The sequence below is a fragment of the Paenibacillus sp. SC116 genome (genome assembly GCF_024733555.1).
Lineage (GTDB): Bacteria > Bacillota > Bacilli > Paenibacillales > Paenibacillaceae > Paenibacillus_B.
Genome location: NZ_JANIOF010000009.1, coordinates 1 through 22,133 on the forward strand (window position 1 = coordinate 1; position 22,133 = coordinate 22,133).

18 protein-coding genes and 1 other RNA gene are annotated in these 22,133 nt (G+C 43.6%); 1 reads left to right on the forward strand and 18 read right to left on the reverse strand.

Annotation, left to right across the window (positions count from 1 at the left end):
- Positions 1-246: 246 nt before the first annotated feature.
- The 16 genes from NQ117_RS22755 to rpoE all read right to left on the reverse strand — a co-directional run bounded on the left by NQ117_RS22755 (position 247) and on the right by rpoE (position 15,923).
- Complete coding sequence (locus NQ117_RS22755) at positions 247-513, reverse strand: pro-sigmaK processing inhibitor BofA family protein (RefSeq protein ID WP_258280316.1); 267 nt, start codon at positions 511-513, stop codon at positions 247-249.
- Complete coding sequence (locus tag NQ117_RS22760) at positions 513-842, reverse strand: DUF2508 family protein (protein ID WP_258280317.1); 330 nt, start codon at positions 840-842, stop codon at positions 513-515. Before NQ117_RS22760 ends, NQ117_RS22755 begins: the two co-directional genes overlap by 1 nt.
- A 144-nt stretch (positions 843-986) precedes the next feature.
- Positions 987-1,583: a recombination mediator RecR gene (gene recR / locus NQ117_RS22765; protein ID WP_258280318.1), complete on the reverse strand. Its 597-nt coding sequence runs from the start codon at positions 1,581-1,583 to the stop codon at positions 987-989.
- A gap of 118 nt (positions 1,584-1,701) precedes the next feature.
- Complete coding sequence (locus NQ117_RS22770; protein WP_258280319.1) at positions 1,702-2,013, reverse strand: YbaB/EbfC family nucleoid-associated protein; 312 nt, start codon at positions 2,011-2,013, stop codon at positions 1,702-1,704.
- A 35-nt stretch (positions 2,014-2,048) separates the two neighbouring features.
- Complete coding sequence (gene dnaX, locus NQ117_RS22775; RefSeq protein WP_258280320.1) at positions 2,049-3,794, reverse strand: DNA polymerase III subunit gamma/tau; 1,746 nt, start codon at positions 3,792-3,794, stop codon at positions 2,049-2,051.
- 113 nt (positions 3,795-3,907) lie between these two features.
- On the reverse strand, positions 3,908-5,050 hold the full coding sequence (locus NQ117_RS22780) for an ATP-binding protein (RefSeq protein WP_375163120.1): 1,143 nt from the start codon (positions 5,048-5,050) through the stop codon (positions 3,908-3,910).
- Positions 5,051-5,252: 202 nt separating this feature from the next.
- Positions 5,253-5,519, reverse strand: an RNA gene (gene ffs, locus NQ117_RS22785) — signal recognition particle sRNA large type.
- Positions 5,520-5,654: 135 nt separating this feature from the next.
- Positions 5,655-6,641, reverse strand: coding sequence for a helix-turn-helix transcriptional regulator (locus tag NQ117_RS22790; RefSeq protein ID WP_258280321.1), 987 nt, complete (start codon positions 6,639-6,641; stop codon positions 5,655-5,657).
- Positions 6,642-6,787: 146 nt separating this feature from the next.
- Entirely contained in the window at positions 6,788-6,985 is a 198-nt protein-coding gene (rpmE, locus tag NQ117_RS22795) for a 50S ribosomal protein L31 (protein WP_028594973.1), read from the reverse strand.
- Between the two features lie 188 nt (positions 6,986-7,173).
- Positions 7,174-8,442, reverse strand: coding sequence for a radical SAM family protein (locus NQ117_RS22800; protein WP_258280322.1), 1,269 nt, complete (start codon positions 8,440-8,442; stop codon positions 7,174-7,176).
- A gap of 35 nt (positions 8,443-8,477) precedes the next feature.
- Complete coding sequence (rho, locus tag NQ117_RS22805) at positions 8,478-9,767, reverse strand: transcription termination factor Rho (RefSeq protein WP_258280323.1); 1,290 nt, start codon at positions 9,765-9,767, stop codon at positions 8,478-8,480.
- A 264-nt stretch (positions 9,768-10,031) separates the two neighbouring features.
- A complete protein-coding gene (locus NQ117_RS22810) occupies positions 10,032-11,279 on the reverse strand; it encodes a UDP-N-acetylglucosamine 1-carboxyvinyltransferase (RefSeq protein WP_258280324.1) in 1,248 nt (415 codons plus the stop codon).
- Positions 11,280-11,592: 313 nt separating this feature from the next.
- The gene (gene fba, locus NQ117_RS22815; RefSeq protein ID WP_144995262.1) at positions 11,593-12,447 is read right to left on the reverse strand and encodes a class II fructose-1,6-bisphosphate aldolase; all 855 of its coding nucleotides are present in this window, start codon (positions 12,445-12,447) and stop codon (positions 11,593-11,595) included.
- 233 nt (positions 12,448-12,680) lie between these two features.
- Positions 12,681-13,076, reverse strand: a complete 396-nt coding sequence (locus tag NQ117_RS22820) for a response regulator (RefSeq protein ID WP_258280325.1) — start codon at positions 13,074-13,076, stop codon at positions 12,681-12,683.
- A 285-nt stretch (positions 13,077-13,361) separates the two neighbouring features.
- Positions 13,362-14,963, reverse strand: coding sequence for a CTP synthase (locus NQ117_RS22825; RefSeq protein ID WP_258280326.1), 1,602 nt, complete (start codon positions 14,961-14,963; stop codon positions 13,362-13,364).
- A 411-nt stretch (positions 14,964-15,374) separates the two neighbouring features.
- Positions 15,375-15,923 carry a DNA-directed RNA polymerase subunit delta gene (gene rpoE / locus NQ117_RS22830; protein WP_258280327.1) on the reverse strand — a complete coding sequence of 183 codons (549 nt, stop codon included), beginning with the start codon at positions 15,921-15,923 and terminating at the stop codon, positions 15,375-15,377.
- 398 nt (positions 15,924-16,321) lie between these two features.
- On the opposite strand from rpoE, the gene NQ117_RS22835 reads away from it, so the two are divergent.
- Positions 16,322-17,476: a S8 family peptidase gene (locus tag NQ117_RS22835; RefSeq protein WP_258280328.1), complete on the forward strand. Its 1,155-nt coding sequence runs from the start codon at positions 16,322-16,324 to the stop codon at positions 17,474-17,476.
- Positions 17,477-17,555: 79 nt separating this feature from the next.
- Here the strand turns inward: NQ117_RS22835 and NQ117_RS22840 are convergent, their stop codons facing one another.
- Positions 17,556-19,781, reverse strand: coding sequence for a M1 family metallopeptidase (locus NQ117_RS22840; protein WP_258280329.1), 2,226 nt, complete (start codon positions 19,779-19,781; stop codon positions 17,556-17,558).
- 339 nt (positions 19,782-20,120) lie between these two features.
- A complete protein-coding gene (cstA, locus tag NQ117_RS22845) occupies positions 20,121-21,917 on the reverse strand; it encodes a carbon starvation protein CstA (RefSeq protein ID WP_258280330.1) in 1,797 nt (598 codons plus the stop codon).
- Positions 21,918-22,133: the final 216 nt, after the last annotated feature.

Here is a 22,133-nt window from a genome sequence, read left to right on the forward strand (position 1 = left end):
TCACTCGTTGTTCAGTTTTCAAAGAACAATTTCGCTCCAGATCACTCATCTTACGATTCGTTTTCTTTCGCTCTCGTTCGCCGTGTTTCTCAGCGGCGACTCTTATAATATATCATGTTTTCGTTTCAGTGTCAACATCTTTTTTTCAAAAACTTTTTCGTTGTCTTTCGACATCGTTTGTCTTTGTTTTTATGTTTTGTCCGAAGCGACGTTTATTAATTTATCACACACAAGCCCCCTCGTCAACTATAATAGAACTGCCATTTTAAGGAATACAATCCCCAATAATCCGGGTACACCTAATAACCCTACTGTTATTAGGGTAAGAGGGTTAACAGCCACCTCTACGTCCATTCCTAATCCTGTCGAATTAACTAAATACAACACAACAAACGCACCGATTGCATGCAGCATAAACCAGGACATCCTCTTACGTGCTTCTTTGTTTCTTAGGAGCAACCCTAACAAGAGCAGTAAGGACACAGCCAGTACAACGAATACAATCAACCTCACTACGAACACCTCTTTATCAATTGACGATAGGCATTCGTCCGAAGATTATTCTGCTTTGCTCTTTTCAGCAACATAGCTAACCGCTTTTCCGACGCCTCCATTGTAAAGATTGCATAATCCATTTCATCCATACCAAGGGCATATTCAAATCGCACTTGAGCTTGCTTCCACTCCATAAAAGCATCATCGAGATCTTCAATTAGACGCTGATGTTCGAGTTCAAGCTCAACCGATTTTGAATGATTCGTCTGCAAATTTGAATCAGCATGTCTTTTGAATACTTTTCGCACCTGTTTATTGATGTTGTCCCACCAAAGCTTGTTGAACATACTAACACCTCCATAAGCTCGTCTACTTTAAACTTATGGATGAAAACTTCTATATAGAACGAAAACCGATACATGGATTCATAATAGAATCTACGTACCGGTTTATATTAATGTACTGTAGCCACCAAGGTAGTTAAAAGCTATCTATAATTCACGACGTCCTTCTAACGCTTTTGATAACGTAACCTCGTCTGCATACTCCAAATCTCCGCCTACAGGCAATCCGTGCGCAATACGGGTCACTTTAATACCGAAAGGACGGACAAGGCGCGATATGTACATCGCAGTTGCCTCGCCTTCAATATTTGGGTTCGTCGCCAAAATAATTTCCTTAACTCGTTCGTCACTAAGACGTTTTAATAACTCCGCCAATTTGATGTCTTCCGGTCCAATACCCTCCATAGGAGAAATCGCACCTTGCAGCACATGATAATGCCCTTGGAATTCCTTCATTCTCTCCATCGCCACTAAATCTTTCGTTTCCTGCACTACACATATAACAGAAGTGTCCCTTGATTTGTCCTGACAAATTCGGCAAGGATCTGTATCCGTAATATTGCAGCAGACCGAACAGTACGTTAGATTTCGTTTGACGTTGACCAACGCTTTTGCGAAATCAATCACATCATCCTCCTGCATGCGAAGCACATGAAATGCAAGACGAGCCGCTGTCTTGGGTCCTACCCCTGGAAGGCGCGAGAATGCTTCAATTAGCTTCGCTATCGGTTCTGGATAATACATAATCCCGCTCCCTCTTGAACTTGTCCATGATACAAAATAGTGGTGCCCTGCATCCAAGATGGAGCGTGACACCACTATGATCGTTCATTTATTTAGCATTGCACCTAATATCCCTGAATTAGAACAATCCTGGAATTTTCATACCACCTGTGAATTTAGCCATATCATCATTAGCCATATCTTCTGCTTTAGTCAAAGCATCATTTACAGCTGTGATGATTAAGTCTTGAAGCATCTCAATATCGTCTGCATCTACTACTTCTGGCTTGATAGTAATGGAAAGAACTTTTTTGTGACCATTTACTTCAACGGATACAGCGCCGCCACCGGAAGTACCATTAGAGATTTTGTCAGCCAATCCCTCTTGTGCCTTCAACATTTGCTCTTGCATCTTCTTAACTTGCTTCATCATTTGATTCATATTGTTCATCGCCGTACACTCTCCTTTATTCTCCAATTAGGATGTTATTCTTTTATGATAACGAGTTCTTCTCCAAACATCTGGATAGCCTCGTCAATCCACTTTCCCTTTGTATCCTCCGCCCCTTCTTGTTCTAACTGAAATACTTCAGTTGGGGCATCAGAAGGTTTATCCGTCAATTCCCAGTCTTTGAGCATCATCGTATCCAAGCGATAAGGTTTGCCCAACACTTCCTGCAGCACACGCTCAATAACTTCACGATTGGAAGGCTTCTCAGTCGTGTCCCGATGAATTGTGTTCTTGAATGCAACCAGTAGACCATCTTCAAGTATAGATATCGGCTCACCATTAACAAGCCACGCGTGGATGGTTACACCCACTTCTTTAACTCGTTGGAGTACTTGACCCCACTGACCACGAACTTGTTGGAATTGCGGACTGTTACGATTTGCTACATATTGTTCGAACTGCGGCGGCTTTTTAGCATGTACAGAAGTCCGAGCATTCTGACGGACAGCAGCGGCCGTACGCTCACGTGTAGAACTTGCAGCGGACGAACCATCTGTATGAACACCTTGCTTCAAAGCATCATTTAACTTACTTTCAAGCGCGGCCACTTGGCGCTGGAGCTGTTGGACAATGCCAGAGGCTTCAACAGGAATACTTCCAGTTGGCGCTACCGATGAAGAAGCCGATACTGTACCTGAACGTTGAGTCGCAATATGCAATAGCGCAACTTCAAATAATGTCTGGGGCTGTGTCGCATACTTCATTTCCGTTTGATAACGATTCAACGTATCAATGACTACAAATAAGTCCGCAGCACCGTAAGACTCAGCGATATCACGGAACGTATTGACTTGTGTCAAACGCTCTGTCATCACTCCCCCATTGGGTACTAGCTTGACCATCAACAGGTCACGGAAGAAGTATAGCAAACTTTCCATGCATTTGTCCGCACTTTTACCTTCTTGCATCATCTGTTCAATTACAGTTAGTACGGTCGCTACATCTTGCTCACGAACTGCCAGAGCCAACTTAGCGAACTGTTCCTCAGGCATGCCCCCTGTAATATCAAGCACCTGTTGATAAGTGACACGCCCATCTGTAAAGGAAGCCGCTTGATCTAATAGGCTTATTGCATCACGCATGCCGCCATCGGACAATTTCGCAATATATTCTAAGCCGTCTCGATCCGCTTCTATCTTTTCTTCTGAACAGACTTGTGCCAGCCGATCTACTTGTTCCTCAAGTGATACTCGCCGGAAATCAAAGCGCTGACATCTCGATATAATTGTGGCAGGAAGCCGATGCGGCTCCGTAGTTGCCAAAATAAACATCACATGCGCAGGAGGCTCTTCCAATGTCTTCAATAGTGCATTGAACGCCTCAGTTGTCAACATGTGCACTTCATCGATAATGTACACTTTATGACGAACTTCAGTGGGAGCGTATTTAACTTTCTCGCGGAGATCCCGAATTTCTTCAACACCACGATTAGACGCAGCATCGATCTCTACGACGTCCATAACTGCTCCAGCCGTTATACGTCGGCACGCTTCACATTCATTACAAGGCTCAGTGCTCGGACCACGTTCACAGTTAACCGCCTTGGCTAATATTTTGGCCGCACTCGTCTTCCCCGTTCCACGCGGGCCGCTGAACAGATAAGCATGCGAAAAGCGCTGCTCCCGCAACGAATTCTGTAGCGTTTGAATTATGTGCTGCTGGCCAACCATGTCACCAAATGACTGTGGCCGCCATGCGCGATACAATGCGATATGACCCATACTGTAACCTCGAAACGTTTATAATAACATCACTTCTTGCGAAGTCTGTTATATTATACTATATCACAATTACAAAAAAAACAGCCACACCCTCTAACACCTGTTATTGGGTATTAGTAAGGTATGGCTATTGTAAAGGTTGTACCGTATCCTTTGGATGCAACACGGATACCGCCTCCCATATCAGAAATAATTCTCTGACACACGGACAATCCTAGTCCAGTTCCATTAGGTTTTGTCGTAAAGAAAGGATCGAATATTTTGTCTACAAGGAATCCTGGAATTCCAGGCCCAGAATCATGTATATCCACCAGAACACACTTACACGATTCATCTATTTTCAGATAGATTGATAAATGCCCACCATCAACCATAGCCTCAATCCCGTTCTTGGCTATGTTAAGGAATACTTGCTTCAACATCTCCCGATCAGCTACTACAGGCGGTAGCGGCACTGTATGTACCACACGAACATCGACGTTATGCATAACTGCTTCATTTCGGATAATGGGAACAATCTCTTCCATTACCTGTTCAATACGAAGTTGCTCGATGTTCAAATCTTTAGGCTTACTCAAAAGCAAAAACTCACCCACTAATTCATTGATACGATTCAACTCAGTAAGCATGATATCAGCGAACTCAACTTCTTTGTTCATACCGCGCTCCGTTAGTGTTCTTTTGAACATTTGAAGGAAACCTTTAATCGAAGTTAGTGGATTACGGATCTCATGAGCTGTGCCAGCGGCAATTTGTCCAACCATAGCCAGTCGATCATTGCGTTGAACTTGCTCTTCCAATGATTTAAGATTCGTAACATCCTTAAATAGTACATACGCCCCTAAAATATGCCCCTCTTCACATCGAACAACATTCGAATCCATTAACAGCTCATGACGGTAGGTTCCATTCTGCCAGGAAAAAGCATAGTTAGTAACAACTACTCCCCCTAAGAGCGATCGCTTAATCGGATGATGCTCCTTCGGCATCGCTCCAAACAACTCGTTGATACGGTGATTTACTACCTGCTCCCGACTCCATCCTAACAATTTGCAAGCCGTATCACTTATATCAACCAATCTAAATTGAAGATCTATGAGCAGTACGCCTAAATTGACATCACGTAAAAACGTATCAGCAAAACGCTGTAACAATGTCACAGCATCTCGTTCACCAGGAGTAGGAGCAGGAGTTCTTCGCCCTTCTGCCAGTTTCGAGACAGCTTCTTCCAGTGGTGTTGTAGGTCCGTTACGCACGCACTCACCCCATATATATATTTATTGAAGTGTATGTTCAATGATGCATGTTGACTCTGTAGAAACGCCTCTCATCAAGCTTTCATAACATCATTATTCTTATGTATCTTTCATTCACAACCAGTGCCCATCATATATTTACATATAAAAAAACACCGAGCAATATCGGTGTCAACGCGCTAGTCTAAATTATAATATAGAACCGTGCACCTGTTATTGATAATTGCGATCCAAGCGGCACTCCTATGCGACAGCTCAGGCCAGGCTTCCCTCCGGCACATATGCTAACTTACTTATGGCTGCTTCCTTCCGGACCTGACCAGATTCATAAGCGCATATTGCGAAGGACCAAACCGTCAACACCACACATAGGCTCCAGCCTCACATCGACAATACCTCTAACAGGAATTCAACCTCGCTACAGCGGATTGCGAGTTACAGGGCACCGCTACCTCCCCATCTAGCACGGCAACACCTAGTATAGACTATTTAAAGACAAGTTGCAACTCAAGTTAAACATTAACAACCTAATCAAACTATTAATGGTCATAAAAAGTCTTACAATCGTAGATTCTGCACGATCCATGTCAATTCAAGTATACTATCAAACTTCTTCACCACGTAATATTTCAAAATTCAGATTAAATGGATCATCAGGCAGTGTTTGATCCTCGTTTATATATGAATCAGTAACCGGAACCGATTTATCCACCTCTTCTATTCGAATACCATCAACCCAGATTTGACCCTCCCCGCTCAATAAAACGCCGAACGCAATCGCTTCAGCTAAAGAGTCGATATCAAGCACAACATCATATTGCGCCCAATCTTTCGTACCCATAACTGGACGATTCATCATATTGTCAAAGGCTAGCGGCTCCTCGTTCTTACCATCCACACGCATCCACAAGCCAGCCATGTGCACTTCTTTCGTCTTTAGAAATCCGGTTAGTCGCAAGCGTTTATCTTGATACTTTTTAGCCTTGAACATTTGCATCAACGTTCCAAATCCTTGTGGATTCGCATTAGCCAACCCTTTAACGGTTGCGGATACCGTACCGCGATGCACAATTAGTCGATCCAACTCAGCCTGATATTGATTAGGAAACATCCCTGTAAACATCCATCCTACTGGAAGCTTACTCTGAACATTCTGTGTTGCCTGTTGTTCTACATATTCATTGTAGTTTTGCCCGGAACCCGACTGATACTCATTTGTAGACATATAAGAACCAACCTCCTCCTGTGACCGCTGAAACGGCCTAAATCCACTACGATACTGCTGTGGAGTCATTTGATATTGATGCTTGAACGCTCGAGAGAACGAGTCTTGGCCCGCAAAACGATATTCTAAGGCAATGTCCAATATGCGCTTGTTCGTCGAGAGCAAATCCATTGCCGCCAAGGTCAACCTTCGCTCTCTAAGATAGGCAGATACACTAATCCCTACATGCTCCTTAAAAATTCGATGAAAATAGAATCTTGATACTGCTGTATGCTGGACAACGTCTTCGAACTCCACATCTTCTTTCAGATGAAACTCCATATAGCGAATCGCTTCTTGGACCCACTCTTTATGTTCCAGCCACATGAACAGCACCTTCTTTCGATCAAATCCATTCCACAGCATTATCATACATAATCAAGTAGAGATTGTTTTGACATTTTGTGCTTATTAAAAAATGGACAGAAAAAAACTCCCCTGCGCATACACACAAGGGAGTTTGTTCATATAAATTACATGCCGTATTTCTTTTTGAAACGGTCTACGCGACCACCAGCATCCAAGAACTTCTGCTTACCTGTGAAGAATGGATGGCAGTTGGAGCAAACCTCTACTTTAAGGTTTTCCTTAACGGAACCTGTTTCGAATGTGTTGCCGCAAGCGCAAGATACAGTCGTTACGTAGTATTTCGGTTGAATTGCTTCTTTCATCGAATTCACCTCTTTCCGCCCTGAGCCCTTTGCGTTCCCAGAGTTATAAATGACACATAGATGGATTATAGCACACCGATATAGGGTGCGCAACTTGCATTTTATGTTGAAAGGCTTACGTTTTTCGTCCCGATTCGCTCAATGTTATCGGAAACTCTTTTGCAAAAAATGAAGGGAATGCAATCCCATCAATACTTTGCCTTCGCCCGCTGTAATAATTCAGGAGGAACATGTGAGTAAGATCCAATGACGACATCTGGAAGCTCTTCCTTAAAAATATCGATCATGGTCTTCATGCCCAGAATATCACCTTTTGCCTTAGGAATGAGCTCCAAGTAGCTTTCAGGATCGATATTCAAATTACGCATTTGAATAAGGCGCAGCTTCGTGCGACGAGCAAATTCAACCATCGCTTCAACTTCTTCTTCACGATCTGTGACACCAGGGAACACAAGATAGTTAATAGACGTATAAACACCCTGCTCTGATGCGTAGCGAAGCGACTTCTCGACATTAGCCAAATTATAAGCACGAGGACGATAATAAGCATTGTAATGATCATCCAAAGCACTAATTGTACTAACGCGCATTAGATCTAGCCCTGCATCAACAATACCGCGGATATGATCAGTTAAACCAGCGTTTGTATTAATATTGATATAACCCAATTCCGTTTGACGTCGAACTTCCTTAATCGCTTCAATAATAATTTTAGCCTGAGTAGAAGGTTCGCCCTCACAACCCTGACCAAAGCTAATGATCGATTCCGGCGTCTTCAAATGTTCCATCATAATCTCTACAACTTCATCAACCATCGGTCTAAAGTTCATACGCGTCTGCGGAGCAGGGAAACCACTATCGTCCGGCTGTTCCGAAATACATCCATAGCAGCCAGCATTGCATGAATAAGATACCGGTACCGCCCCTTCCCAACGTTGTAAAAAGGTGTTGGAAGCAGTCAAGCATTCATATTGCAGTGCACAATGCGACAAGTGCTGATACAAACGATTGTCTGGATAGCGCTCCAATAACTCAGACACTTGCACACGAAGTTGTCTCGTATCACAATTCAACGGATCCCACTTATGAGGATCATCTGTTGCATGAGCTGCCACATAAAATCCGCCATCTTTCCAGACGACAGCCGTATAACCAAACAGCGGCAGTTTCTGTTCCTTATCTGTCTTCACATAGCTTGGTATGTGCAAGCGAGTATAACCTTGTGGTAGTAGAGCTCCTACTGCCTGTACATCACCTGGTATAACAACCATTTCACCTGTGTCTGGGTCAAGCCCAACTGGACGGGTACTTGGCAAGCCTACAAGCGTAGCCCCTTCCGGCAAAGGGATTAGCTCATCATCAAATATTTCTACAATCATTTCTCCACTACGGGCTAGTCCAATCAAATGATCATGATCGTACATATTCCCATCTTGGTCAGCATATACTACATACATTGTCAGCAAGTCCTCCCTATATATCGGTACATACGTCAGCTGACAGAGGAACTGCGTGTACGGCGAGTTGGTGTTGGATTTTCCTTAGAATCTAATGTTGCTAAGAACTCTTCATTTGTCTTTGTATCACGCATGCGACGAATAAATTGATCAACGAACTCTGGTGATTCATTCATGTTTTTACGAACCGACCATAGTTTGTCCAATTCATCCTTCGTCAATAACATTTCTTCACGACGCGTTCCAGAACGACGAATATCGATAGCTGGGAAAATACGACGTTCAGCCAATTTGCGATCCAAGTGAAGTTCCATGTTACCCGTACCTTTGAATTCTTCATAAATAATATCGTCCATACGAGAACCTGTTTCAACCAAAGCTGTAGCTAAAATCGTCAAGCTGCCGCCCTCTTCAATATTTCTAGCGGAACCAAAGAAACGCTTAGGACGATGAAAAGCAGCTGGATCGATACCACCACTTAGTGTTCTTCCGGATGGTGGAACAACTAGGTTGTAAGCACGCGCTAATCTAGTAATACTATCAAGCAAAATAACAACATCTTTCTTGTGCTCAACTAGACGCAAAGCACGTTCTAGCACTAGCTCAGCTACTTTAATATGGTTCTCAGGCACTTCATCAAATGTAGAAGCAACAACTTCACCTTTGACGGAACGCTGCATATCAGTTACTTCTTCTGGACGCTCATCAATAAGCAATACGAACAATTCAATATCAGGATGATTCGTCGATATGCTATTCGCAATTTCTTTCAATAGCAATGTTTTACCTGCCTTAGGAGGCGCTACAATAAGACCGCGCTGACCTAATCCAACAGGAGCAAGCATATCCATAGTACGAGTTGAAATCTTTTCAGGGGTTGTTTGCAATACGAGCTTCTTCTCCGGATATAGAGGAGTCAAGGCAGGGAAGTGCAGACGCTGTGAGGCTTCATCTGGATTTTCACCATTAACCGCATTAATCTGTAGTAGTCCAAAATATCGTTCATTTTCTTTCGGCGGACGACATTTTCCGGATACGAGATCACCGGTACGAAGGTCAAAACGGCGGATCTGTGATTGGGAAATATAAATATCCTCTGGGCTTGGCAAATAGTTAATAGGGCGCAAGAATCCAAATCCTTCAGGAAGAATATCCAAGACACCTTCCATGAACATAAAGCCGCCCTGTTCTGCTTGCGCGCGTAAAATTGCAAAAATAAGTTCTTTTTTCTTAAGTTGTCCGTAGCTAGGAATCTGTAGCTGCTTGGCCAGCTTATATAGCTCCGTCAATTTCTTCGATTCCAAATCGGAAATTTGCAAATCCATAAATACAACTCCTATTCTATTCAAGAAATAACATTGATGTCTAAGTGAAAACGAGAATGAACTCCACTAGTCGCTCTGTTCCTACTATAGAGCGTCCAATACATTCATTCCAATTATAAAACTTATGGTAGTCTGGATTGATGAAGGGAATAACGGGTACCTATTCGCCTAGTAGAATTCAATCATTCCAATAAGAATGACAGGCGATAGAATGAACAGCGTAGACTATTTATATATAATTACCCGAAATGTGAAAATTTATTCTTATTCCCTCCATATTTCTGCACCTAGCATTGTCAAGTTGGAGACAAGATTATCATACCCGCGGTCGATAAACTCAACACCCAACACCTCGGTCACACCATCTTCTACAAGTAGTCCCGCGATAACCAAAGCAGCCCCAGCACGCAAATCAGCAGCTTTGACTGTAGCAGCATTTAGCTTGGAGCGTTCAATAATGGCTGAACGTCCTTCTACACGAATCTTGGCTCCCATACGCATTAGCTCAGGAACATATTTAAAGCGGTTACTATATACATAATCCGTTAGCATACTCACACCCGATGCCTGTGTAAGCAGACTTGCCATAGGCGACTGCAAATCAGTAGCAAAACCAGGATATATTAGTGCTTTGACATCAATAGGCTCATACTCCGCCTTGCCAATAACACGAAGTGATTCACCTGATTCGATAATTTCCACACCCATTTCTTCCAACTTGGCAGTCAAGGCTTCCATATGCTTAGGAATTATATTGTCAACGAGAAGATCACCTCGTGTCGCTGCAGCAGCAATCATATAGGTTCCCGCTTGGATACGGTCTGGAATAATCGAGTGCCGACAACCATGCAAACTGTCAACTCCCTCGATACGAATCGTACCTGTACCAGCACCTTTAATCTTCGACCCCATCGCGTTAAGCAATGTGGCTACATCTATAATTTCAGGCTCTTTAGCCGCATTTTCAATCGTTGTAATGCCTTTAGCTCTTGTCGCCGCCAGCATAATGTTAATCGTAGCACCGACACTCGCTACATCTAAATAAACTTTAGCTCCGCGAAGCTCTTTCGCATAAATATGAATGGATCCATGGTCATTCGTGACCGTAGCACCTAATGCTTCAAACCCTTTAATATGTTGATCGATAGGACGCGGTTCAAAACTGCAACCACCAGGCATACCAATCGTTGCTTCTCCGAATCGTCCCAATAAGGCGCCCATCAAGTAATAAGAAGCTCTTAGCTTCTTTACAAGGCCATTGTGCATAGGCATAGAAATCATACGAGAAGGATCAATGTACATCGTATTTCCGTCCCAGCTTACATCCCCTCCTAATTCAACAAGGATTTCGCTGTACGTTTCTACATCGCTAATTACTGGCAAGTTCTCCAATACTACTTTTGTCTCTGCCAATATAGCAGCCGGAACGAGCGCAACTGCACTATTCTTAGCCCCACTAATCTGCACAGTACCACGCAACGGACGACCGCCCTGAATCATTATCTTTTCCATAGTTGTAAAATGCTCCTCCTACGCCTTGCATACCTGCTTACCCAGATTGCTCGAAATAACAACTCATATCGTGATCACAGCAACATACTTCTACGATACAACACAACGGAACCCATTACGCACATGTCACTGATTGTAATTGTTCCGTTCTCCAGTCTTCCCTATGAATTCGGTATCTCTACCTATATCTATACAATTGTACTACAATAACTAGCTTTATGAAAAATGTTAAATAAGTAGAAAATGGGAAGAACACTGGAACGTCCCAGTGTCATTCCCATATCCGTTAACGTGCGAATGCGATCATCGCTTGTTATGCTTGGTTGCTGCTTCCGAACAAACGGATTTTTTCACGAACGACTTCAACGATAGATTCACGTGCTGGAGTCAAGTATTTACGAGGATCGTAAACTGTTTCTTGCTTCGCAAGAGACTCACGAATTGTCTTCGTGAAGGAAACTTGGTTCTCTGTGTTCACGTTGATCTTACCTACGCCGCATGCAACAGCTTTTGTGATTGCATCATCAGGAACACCGGAACCACCGTGAAGAACGATTGGAACTGGAATCTTGCTTGTTACAGCTTCCATAATATCAAAGTGAAGCTTAGGCTCGCCTTTGTACATACCATGAGCAGTACCTACTGCGATTGCCAAAGCATCAACGCCTGTCTCTTCATAGAAGCGAATCGCTTCTTCTGGATCAGCCAATTGTGCATGTGCTTCATCAACTGTCAAGTCGTCCTCTGTACCGCCGATTGTACCCAACTCACCTTCAACGGATACGCCCATAGCGTGTGCAGCTTTAACAACTTCTTTAGTCAAACGGATGTTATCTTCGTATGCATGGTGGGAACCATCGAACATAACGGAAGAGAATCCTGCACGGATACACTTCATAGCTACTTCAAATGTGCTACCGTGGTCAAGGTGCAATGCGATTGGCAAGCCGGATTTCTTAGCAGCTGCTTCAGCCATTGCTACAGTGTACTCGATACCCATGTACTTCAACGCACCTTCGGAAACACCGAAGATAAGTGGGGAGTTCTCAAGCATACCAGCTTCTGTGATAGCTTGTACAAACTCAAGGTTGTTGATGTTAAACTGACCTACAGCAAATTTGTTTGCTTTAGCTTTAGGCAGGAATTCGTTCATCGATACTAATGGCATGGTTACTTCCTCCTATGGATTGTCGTCTGTTTCTGTTATGGCTAGCCGACATCTTTACAGTCGTTATTATACCACAATTGCACATCAAAAAATATACAAACTCTTGACAGCAAACGAAGTTTAAAGTCGACTTTGCCAAGGAGTATATGGTTAAAATGACCGTGTTTATATATAGATGGATATTAACCCTAATTATCTCACTAAACTGTATCTAAGTATGCCATTTATAGCGCTTACGAAGATATAGATACCGACGAACCTGAAGAACGCTCTAGTGTCATATTGACAGCAACACGCATTTCATCAATATCAAACGGCTTCGTAAAATGCATCAGTGCTCCAAGATCAGTCGCTTCCTTGATCATGTCGAGCTCACCATAAGCAGTCATCATAATGACATTTAAGTCTGGCTTCATTTCTTTAATTTGCTTCAATATTTCAAGGCCATCCATGCCGGGGATCTTCATATCAAGCAGCACAATGTCTGGTGTTTCGTTGCGCACAAGTTCTAAGGCCAACTTTCCATTGGATGCCTGATAGGTTAAATACCCTTCGCTGCTGAACACTTCCATGAGAAGAACACGTATACCGTTCTGGTCATCTACGATCAATACTTTCTTCTTATCCAACTGGTACCCCTCCCATTGTGTTTCACGAACGAGCAATGGTAGCCAAATGACTATCCCTCGCATGCCACGCCATCTCTTCTTCATAACGGGCAAAAACGTCGTAAAAGTACATATTCGCGTCTTCCCTTAAAATTCCTTCTTTGAAAAAGAAATCGCTTAAAGTTTCCAAAATAATATGAAATGACAACTTAATTGCTATAAAGCCTATGTAATAAAAAAGCGAGTGCATGCCCTCGTAATGACTAGGCAAACACTCGCTTCCGCACTATATATTTACATTAATAATTAACCGCGGTTCTTAATTGCAGCTTTGACGAATTCACGGAATAGTGGCTGTGGACGGTTAGGACGGGAGATAAATTCCGGATGGAATTGAACTGCCAAGAACCACGGATGGCCCGGAAGCTCCACAATCTCAACAAGACGCCCATCAGGAGATGTACCAGAGAATACAAAACCTGCACGTTCCATTTGCTCACGATATTCATTATTGAATTCGTAGCGATGGCGATGACGCTCGTAAACGAGCTCATCCTCGTAGCAATCCATTGCAAGCGTACCTGGTTGCAATTTGCAAGGATACAAACCAAGGCGCATTGTACCACCAAGATCTTCAATATCCTTCTGTTCTGGCAAAATATCAATAACAGGATACTCTGTAGCTGGATTAATCTCAGAGCTGTTCGCACCTTGAAGACCAACAACAGAACGAGCGTACTCGATTACTGCCACTTGCATACCCAAGCAAATACCGAAGAATGGAACCTTGTTTTCACGTGCATAGCGAATCGTAGTTACTTTACCTTCTACACCACGATCACCAAATCCACCTGGTACAAGAATACCGTGAACGCCACCAAGGTGTTCAGCTGCGTTCTCTTCTGTAATTAATTCTGCATCAACCCAACGAACCTTAACATCCGAGTTCGCTTCAAAGCCAGCATGAGACAACGCTTCTACAACAGACAAGTATGCATCATGCAACGCCACATATTTACCAACGATTGCAATCTCAACTTGCTCTTCGAGCGACTTAACACGATCAACAAGTTGCAACCAGTCACCCATATCTGGTTCTGGTGTTTGAAGCTTCAAATGATTAACAACGATATCATCCATGCCTTGTTCACGAAGCATCAATGGCACTTCATACAACGTAGAAGCATCTTGGCATTCTACAACTGCATTTGCATCAATGTCGCAGAAGAGTGCAATCTTCTTCTTCATTTCTTCTGTGATTGGCACCTCTGTACGCAATACAAGCATATTCGGTTGAATACCGATGCTGCGCAACTCCTTCACACTGTGTTGTGTCGGCTTCGTCTTCACTTCGCCTGCAACTTTAATGTAAGGAATTAGCGTTACGTGAATGTACATCACGTTTTCACGGCCTACATCACTCTTGATTTGTCGAATCGCCTCTAGATAAGGCAAGCTTTCGATATCACCAACAGTACCGCCGATTTCTGTAATGACTACATCAGAACCGGATTCTTTGCCTGCGCGGAACACACGCTCTTTAATCTCGTTCGTAATGTGAGGAATAACCTGAACAGTACCACCCAAGTATTCACCGCGACGCTCTTTGGAAATAACCGAAGAGTACACTTTACCTGTAGTTACATTGCTGTTCTTAGAAAGGTTAATGTCAATAAAACGTTCGTAGTGACCCAAATCGAGATCCGTCTCTGCACCATCGTCCGTCACGAATACTTCACCGTGCTGGTAAGGACTCATAGTTCCCGGGTCCACGTTAATGTATGGGTCAAACTTTTGGATTGTAACTTTCAATCCTCGATTTTTGAGCAATCTGCCCAGGGATGCAGCCGTTATCCCTTTACCCAAAGATGATACGACGCCGCCCGTTACAAAAATATACTTTGTCACTGGTGAAACCCTCCTATGATCAAGTGCATTCATGACAAGTCCTCGGGAGGCTTTGATTGCGAATCAGGTTCGATGACATTTGATGCATGTTGTTATCGTAACCCATTTGCAGGTGAAAAATTGATGCTGAGGGACATGAAATTTTTCAGGCCTTCTCCGCTCATTTCCACAAATCAATACCTATAAAAAACAAAAAAGTGACTCCCGTGGTCACGGGGCACTTTATACTCACAATATATATATAATTAATAGATAAATCCAAAGCCCATATGCTAGTTTACTCGTTAGGTTGTCCAATGTCAAGGGAAGGAGAAGGGGAAAAAATAAGTATAAAAAAGCCATCCAACCTACTTGGAGCAACAACGCCCAAATAGTTGGATGGCTCAAGAACAAATAAGGCTTTGTTACCTTTTATTGTTCTTCTTCCTCGTCATCAAATTCCTCTTCAGAGTCCTCATCTTCAGATGCTTCCTCGTCTAGATCTTCTTCTTCAATCATGACTTCTTCTTCTTCTTCTTCTTCGACTTCAGAATCTTCGTCTCTGAATGCATCTTCGCTGTCATCATCTGCGAAGTCAAAGTCCTCATTGTTATAGGAATCGTCTTCCTCTGCGTAGTCATCATCCTCTAGATCATCATCATCATCATTGATAATGCGTGGACGCTTCGTACCACCTGTAATATTCTCATCCGCACGGTCAACTGGATACCAGCGTTTCAAGCCCCACATGTTGCTTCCTACACAAGCGAATCGACCATCGATATTAATCTCGGTATATAACTGAGCGATGACATCAAGAATTTGCTCCTCTGTCAATCCACGAAGCTTCGCTACTTCATTCATAAGGTCACGGTAGTAGAAAGGCGTGTTGGCTGCTTTCAATATTTCAAAAGCAAGATCCACCATCGGCATTTCTTGTACTTTGTCGGGATCCAGCTTCAATTCCAACGGGGTGCTCATACGTACACATCCTCTCGCAAAAGTTCAATAAAACACTGCTTTATCTACAAACATATCCATGTTCACACCTTAGTAAAACCGATTTGAAGTGAAAATGCAAGTTTTCTTATTCCAAATGAGCCGATATGCCAATCTAGGACCATTTACGCTTAAATTCGTCAAAATAAAAGAAACGCGAAGGCTCCCCCTCGCGTTCGACTGTATCCGCGCCGGAGGGCAAGTTGCTGCTCCAGCTATGGCCTGCAGAGCCTAATAAAGCTCTACTCCATACTATGTCCTGAGTCTTCGATTGACACGGAATAAGGCCTAACTTCATTAAAAAAGGCAGCTATACCAGTCCACCTCGCTTCAAATCGCATACGATACATTCACAAGACCTGTCGGGAGGGGAATGCACATTGGATGTGTCTGTCTTTCTCCACCTATTACTTCAAGAGATCTCCTCTGGCGGACAAGGCTTACGCCCATACCTTATCGGCTTCAATGATCGGAGTCTCTACGAGCGCTGTCGGAAAGCCCTAAAAGAGCTACGCTATACCCATCCTGCATTGGCTCACATGGAAGAAAGGCCGATTATCTCCAGCCTGCGTTTTCATTTTCCAAAGGGGTTGGAACAGCGTTGGCGCCCTTTCAAACAAGCGCTCACTGTCGAAGAGGATACTCGTATGATGATCAACACCGCCTTCCGCACGACTTCCACTGGAGAAAGAGGTATTCCTTGGGGAGTGCGCCACATTAAAGCCCCTCTTGCATGGAGTACCACGACTGGTCATCGGATTCGGATCGGAGTTATTGATACCGGAGCTGATTACCACCACCCTGATCTGCGCCACTCACTCTTATCAGGGATCAATTTTGTTCAACCTGGACGCCCTCCACAAGATGATAACGGGCACGGCACTCATATCGCAGGAACAATCGCAGCCGCCAATCAAATGTACGGCATCATCGGAGTGGCGCCGCGCGCGCTCATACACCCCGTCAAATCGTTTGACGAGAATGGGTCAGCCTATGTGTCTGATATCGTGCAAGGCATCGAGTGGTGTGTGCGCAACAAGCTTCACCTTATTAATATGAGCTTTGGCATGAAGACTCGCAGCAAGTCACTGCTGCATGCCGTCACCCAAGCTACCAATGCCGGCATTGCCGTAGTAGCCTCCTCTGGCAATGATGCTAAGCGAAAAACAATCGATTATCCTGCCCGCTACAGCCAAACCATCTCTGTAGGAGCTACCGATAATAGTCGCCGTATTGCACCGTTCAGCAATCGAGGCACCTATGTTGATATATATGCACCTGGAGAGAAAATTGTATCGGCATGGCTTCACGGCAATTATCATGAGATGAGTGGAACATCAATGGCTACTTCCCATGTAAGCGGCGCTATCGCCTTACTGCTTGCGCTTAAACCAGATTTAAAGCCTCCCGAAATTAAGGCCCTGCTTCGTCGTACATCCAACCCTATTCATCCGCTTCGCGGACGCGCTAGCAGCAATAAAGAATATCCAGCAGGAGAAATTGATATTGCAAGATTGCTTAATGAATGTAGATAAGTACCCAACCAAATACCCGTCCCTGTTGGCCCAGTGACGGGTATTCGTTTTGCTTCATTTTTCTTGGATAGTATTCCTGCTATTCAAAAAACTTTGAAATTGGGTTGACTACAAACTTCTCTGCAATCACTTTGCCTTGTCCATTCATTTGGAACCATTGATAAAAATCGCTGCTAAAGTTCGATGTCTGCATCATGGTTTGCATCATAGATGGCCAAGCCTTAGCGTTCACTTGCTCCGCCGTCCAGTAAATGTGCATAAGCATACGATCTTTATGATAAGGATGCTTTACCATATAAGCCCCAGACGTATCTTTCAGCCTCACCACTTTGTTCCAATCCAGTTGAATTGCCTTTGATCCTTTCTGAATGCCCGGCTTCAATGCTTGAATAATCGGATTACTGCTTGGGCTGCCGATAGCAATAATATGGCTCTTCGAAAGTTCCTTTTCCATCTGCTTTTTCACTAATGAGCGCTCTTTTACGATTTTCACGTCAGCTCCACCCATTTGCATCATCGTTTGGATTTGTTCCGCCAACTGCTTTTGTTGTTCCATCGCCTTTTTCGATGCTCCATCGCTAAGCACAATCGTTACAGGTTCCCCATTGTAGGCACGATGATAGATACGAGCAAACACTTCTTGGGGCATGTTAGAGTTCCCATTAAAAATTTGATCATACGTCGACTTCATCATGAGCCCCATAAGACGCTGCTCTTCTTCAGGAGTTAGCTTATATTTATCCGAAATATCAAAGTTGGGTTCATATAACGCTTTGCGCATATGCTCCTGAATGTCTTTGCCAGCGATATCTCCGATAGTTTGCAGCCAGCCTGTGATCGAAGCGTTACCAAGTGCGTAGCGATTGTAATACTCCTGCATAATGCGATCAAACATTTGCTGCCCTACTTGGCGATACAACTCATATACAGCCAAGCGGCCACGTTCGTAATAAAGACCATGTGCATCTTGACCAGCCTCATCGTTCGGAGAAGCAATTGGCTTTTCCGAAGGAGCCGATGCCATACGCATACCGTTAAAGCCTTGCATTTCGTCCTTCTGCTCTTCGTAGAAGTATGAAGTTGCAAAGTTCGTTAGACCTTCATCCAGAAACCCTTCTGTCTCAGAGTCGTTACCGATAATAGCATGGAACCACTGGTGTGCGACTTCATGAATAAATACGGAATCGTCCTCCACCGATTGACGTTCAGAAATCTGACCCATTTGGATCACGCGTGTGTACTCAATGGCGACACCCTCTACATAGGTCTCCTGAATGCGGAAATCTTGATAGGGGTAGGCTCCGAATTTCTTTCCGAAGAAGTCGATAGCTTTTGCCGCTTGATCGATATAACGTTCAGCAACTGCATCTTTTTCCTTGCTATTTCCGAAATAGTACATTTCAATGTTTACGCCGTTCACACGCTTAGACTTCACTTTATAATTCGGACTAGCAAAGAACACAAATTCACGTGTCTTATCCGCGGTAGCAGTAACTACCTTTCGACCACCGCTGGCAACTGTCTCTTGCAGTTGCCCTGGCATGCTTACTTTATAGTTTTCCGGCACATTCAGACTTACTTTATAATCTGAAGACTCAAAATAATCTGTTTCCAATGTCGTGCTGTACGGCAGTCGGCTCCAATCATGCTTTGCCTCGTCATACATAGCTAGAACCGGATAGAAGTGAGCAGCACTAATCAGATCTTTATAATAAGCTAAACGCTGCATGCCAAATGGAAGGTCAACACTATAGTCGAGTTCAATAACAATCTCCTCACCCGGCTTTAAAGTCTTGCCAAGCTTAACGGACAGGGATTGGTTTGTATTTTCGAAAGATAGCTTTCCATCCCCAGACTTATCCGTTACTTGCTTGATGTCTATGCCCCCTAAGAAGTCCTCAGGCTTTTTATCCGAATGCTCCTTGGCAATTTCCTTATTGCGTGTCTGAAACATAGATGTCTGCGTATCGACTGAACGATAGGAATCCGCGAACGTATGGAATACAACCTCAGATAATTCATCTTTGGTTGTGTTGCGAAATAAAACAGACTGTGTACCAGATAGCTTCATTTGTTTCTCATCTAATTTTAGATCGATGGTGTATTGGATAGGGCTTGTCCGTTTCCCATCTTGAACGTACTTCCCTGTGCTTGAAGATACTGTATTACTGGATGCCGCCTTTACTTCTTTTAGACTATTTGAGGCTTCGATAATGGATTGTGGCAAAAGAAACTGCGAAGCGATCGTGATCGATAGTAGACCTGCTGCCATTCGCAATACTCGTGATGATTTATTCATTTTCATGAAAAGTTAACCCCCATGTATGTCGATCTAGTTGTAGATGTAATAAACATTTTCGTTGTACTTGTTGCCTTTATTATAGATGTGCCGAGCATGATGTACCTTAGATTATCCTTGCAGGAAGAGCTATGAAGCTTACATTACTGTCATGTAGGTAGCAAGCAGCTTTAGAAGCATACTCTGAAAGGGAAGTAGTTGGTGATCGCCCGCATTAGGCCAATGTCTATTGAATCAATAACGCGGGAGAGATAGACCTGTAAAGCAAACAGGGCATCTCCGAAGAGATGCCCTGTCAATCTAAGATGACTGTACCTGATGATATATGGTAATTTGGGGTTACCTTTAAGTCACTGATGCCTTTTCTAGTATCGGTCGTGGCATATTCCACATCTGTGTCCATTTCTTAATCGCAGAAATCATAATGATGATTCCAAGTACAAGCATGATGATGGACAATGCTGCGTTTAGAACGCTGTAGCCTTTTGCAGCTTCGTTCAAGTACACATTTTTAATCATCCAGAAGCCTGCATAGTTTACCGTAATGAACAAGTATGCAAGCGGGACGAGGCAAGTAAGTACATACCAACGCTTATCCGCAATTTTCAAAATAACCGTCGCTCCGATAATAAGACCAATCGATGCCATCAACTGGTTCGATACTCCGAACAATGCCCATACCGAGCCAATATCGCCGGAGAAGAGCAAGTAGCCCCACATGAAGCAAGCCAATGCACTTGCAAAGATTGCTCCCGGAACCCAATCTACACGCTTAAGCGGTTTGTAGATTTCACCAAAGAAGTCTTGAATCAAGTAACGAGATACGCGAGTACCTGCGTCAATCGCTGTTAGGATAAATACAGCCTCAAACATAATAACGAATTGGAAGAAGAACGCTGCCAAGTTTTCAAACCAAGGAATTTGAGTGAAAATATAAGTCATCCCTACCGCAAGCGTAACTGCGCCGCCTGTTCTTCCTTCTAGATCCAAGCCAATTTGCTGTGCCAATTCAGGCAAGTGTACGACTTCCATACCAAGTGTCTTAAACACTTCAGGTGTCGAGTTAATTGCAAAGTAGTCTGCTGGCTGCAATGCAGTTGCTGCAATAAGAGCCATAATCGCTACGATACACTCTACCAACATCGCACCGAAACCAACGCTCTTAATATCGCTCCAACGGTTAATCATTTTAGGCGTCGTTCCAGAACCAACAAAAGCATGGAAACCAGAAATCGCACCGCAGGCAATCGTAATCGAGATGAACGGCCATACCGGACCTGCCAGAATTGGACCGCCACCATTAATAAATTCAGTAACAGCCGGGAAAGGAATCGCCGGGTTGATAACAAATACACCGATAATCAAGGCGATAAATACGCCGATTTTCATAAAGCTGCTCAAGTAATCACGTGGTGCAAGCAAAAGCCATACTGGCAATGCTGCCGCAAAGAATGCGTATATCGGCAAGATGACTGCCAATGTGCTCGCATCAAGTGTTAACCAATCGCCAAGCACCGTGCCTTGAATGTAAGGACCAGCGAATACGCCGATCATCATCAAAATAAATCCGACTGTCGTTGCAAGCTTCAAGTTGCCCGTCTTCTTGTGGAACAAACCAACCCCGATTGCAATCGGAATCGTAATCGCAACCGCGAATGTCCCCCATGGATTGTTCTCCAATGCGTGAAGAACAACCATCGACAAACCTGCCATTGTAATCGTAATGATGAACAACATTGCTAAGCCTGTACAGAAACCAGCTACAGGTCCAAGCTCTTCTTTTGCTACTTCAGAAAGTGACTTTCCTTCTTTACGCATCGAAGCGAACAGCACGACCATGTCGTGCACAGCACCCCCGATAACCGCACCGATCAACAGCCATATCAAACCTGGCAAATAACCAAACTGGGCTGCTAATATCGGTCCAACGAGCGGACCTGCTGCAGCGATTGCTGCGAAGTGGTGTCCAAAGGTCACCCATTTATTAGATGGAACATAATCTTTGCCGTCATTTAATTCATGCGCAGGTGTAGGCTTGGAATCATCCAACTTCAATACCTTTGCTGCCATAAATGTTCCATACAAACGATAAGCTATCATAAGAATACATATAGAACCGATTACTATCGTTACCGCGTTCATGGAGATCGACTCCCTTCTAAACTTTCTATACTTGTATTTTATGAGATGAAAACAAAAATAAAGCGTTTTCAAAATAAAATGCGCAAGATTCGCTCCCACTTGCAAAATTCGAGGGTTGAGTTGCAATAAAGTTGAGCTGATATGCAAATATACTATTCAGCCAAATGGGGCGAGATATAAAAAAAGATCGAGATCAGATTCATGAATGAACCTGGA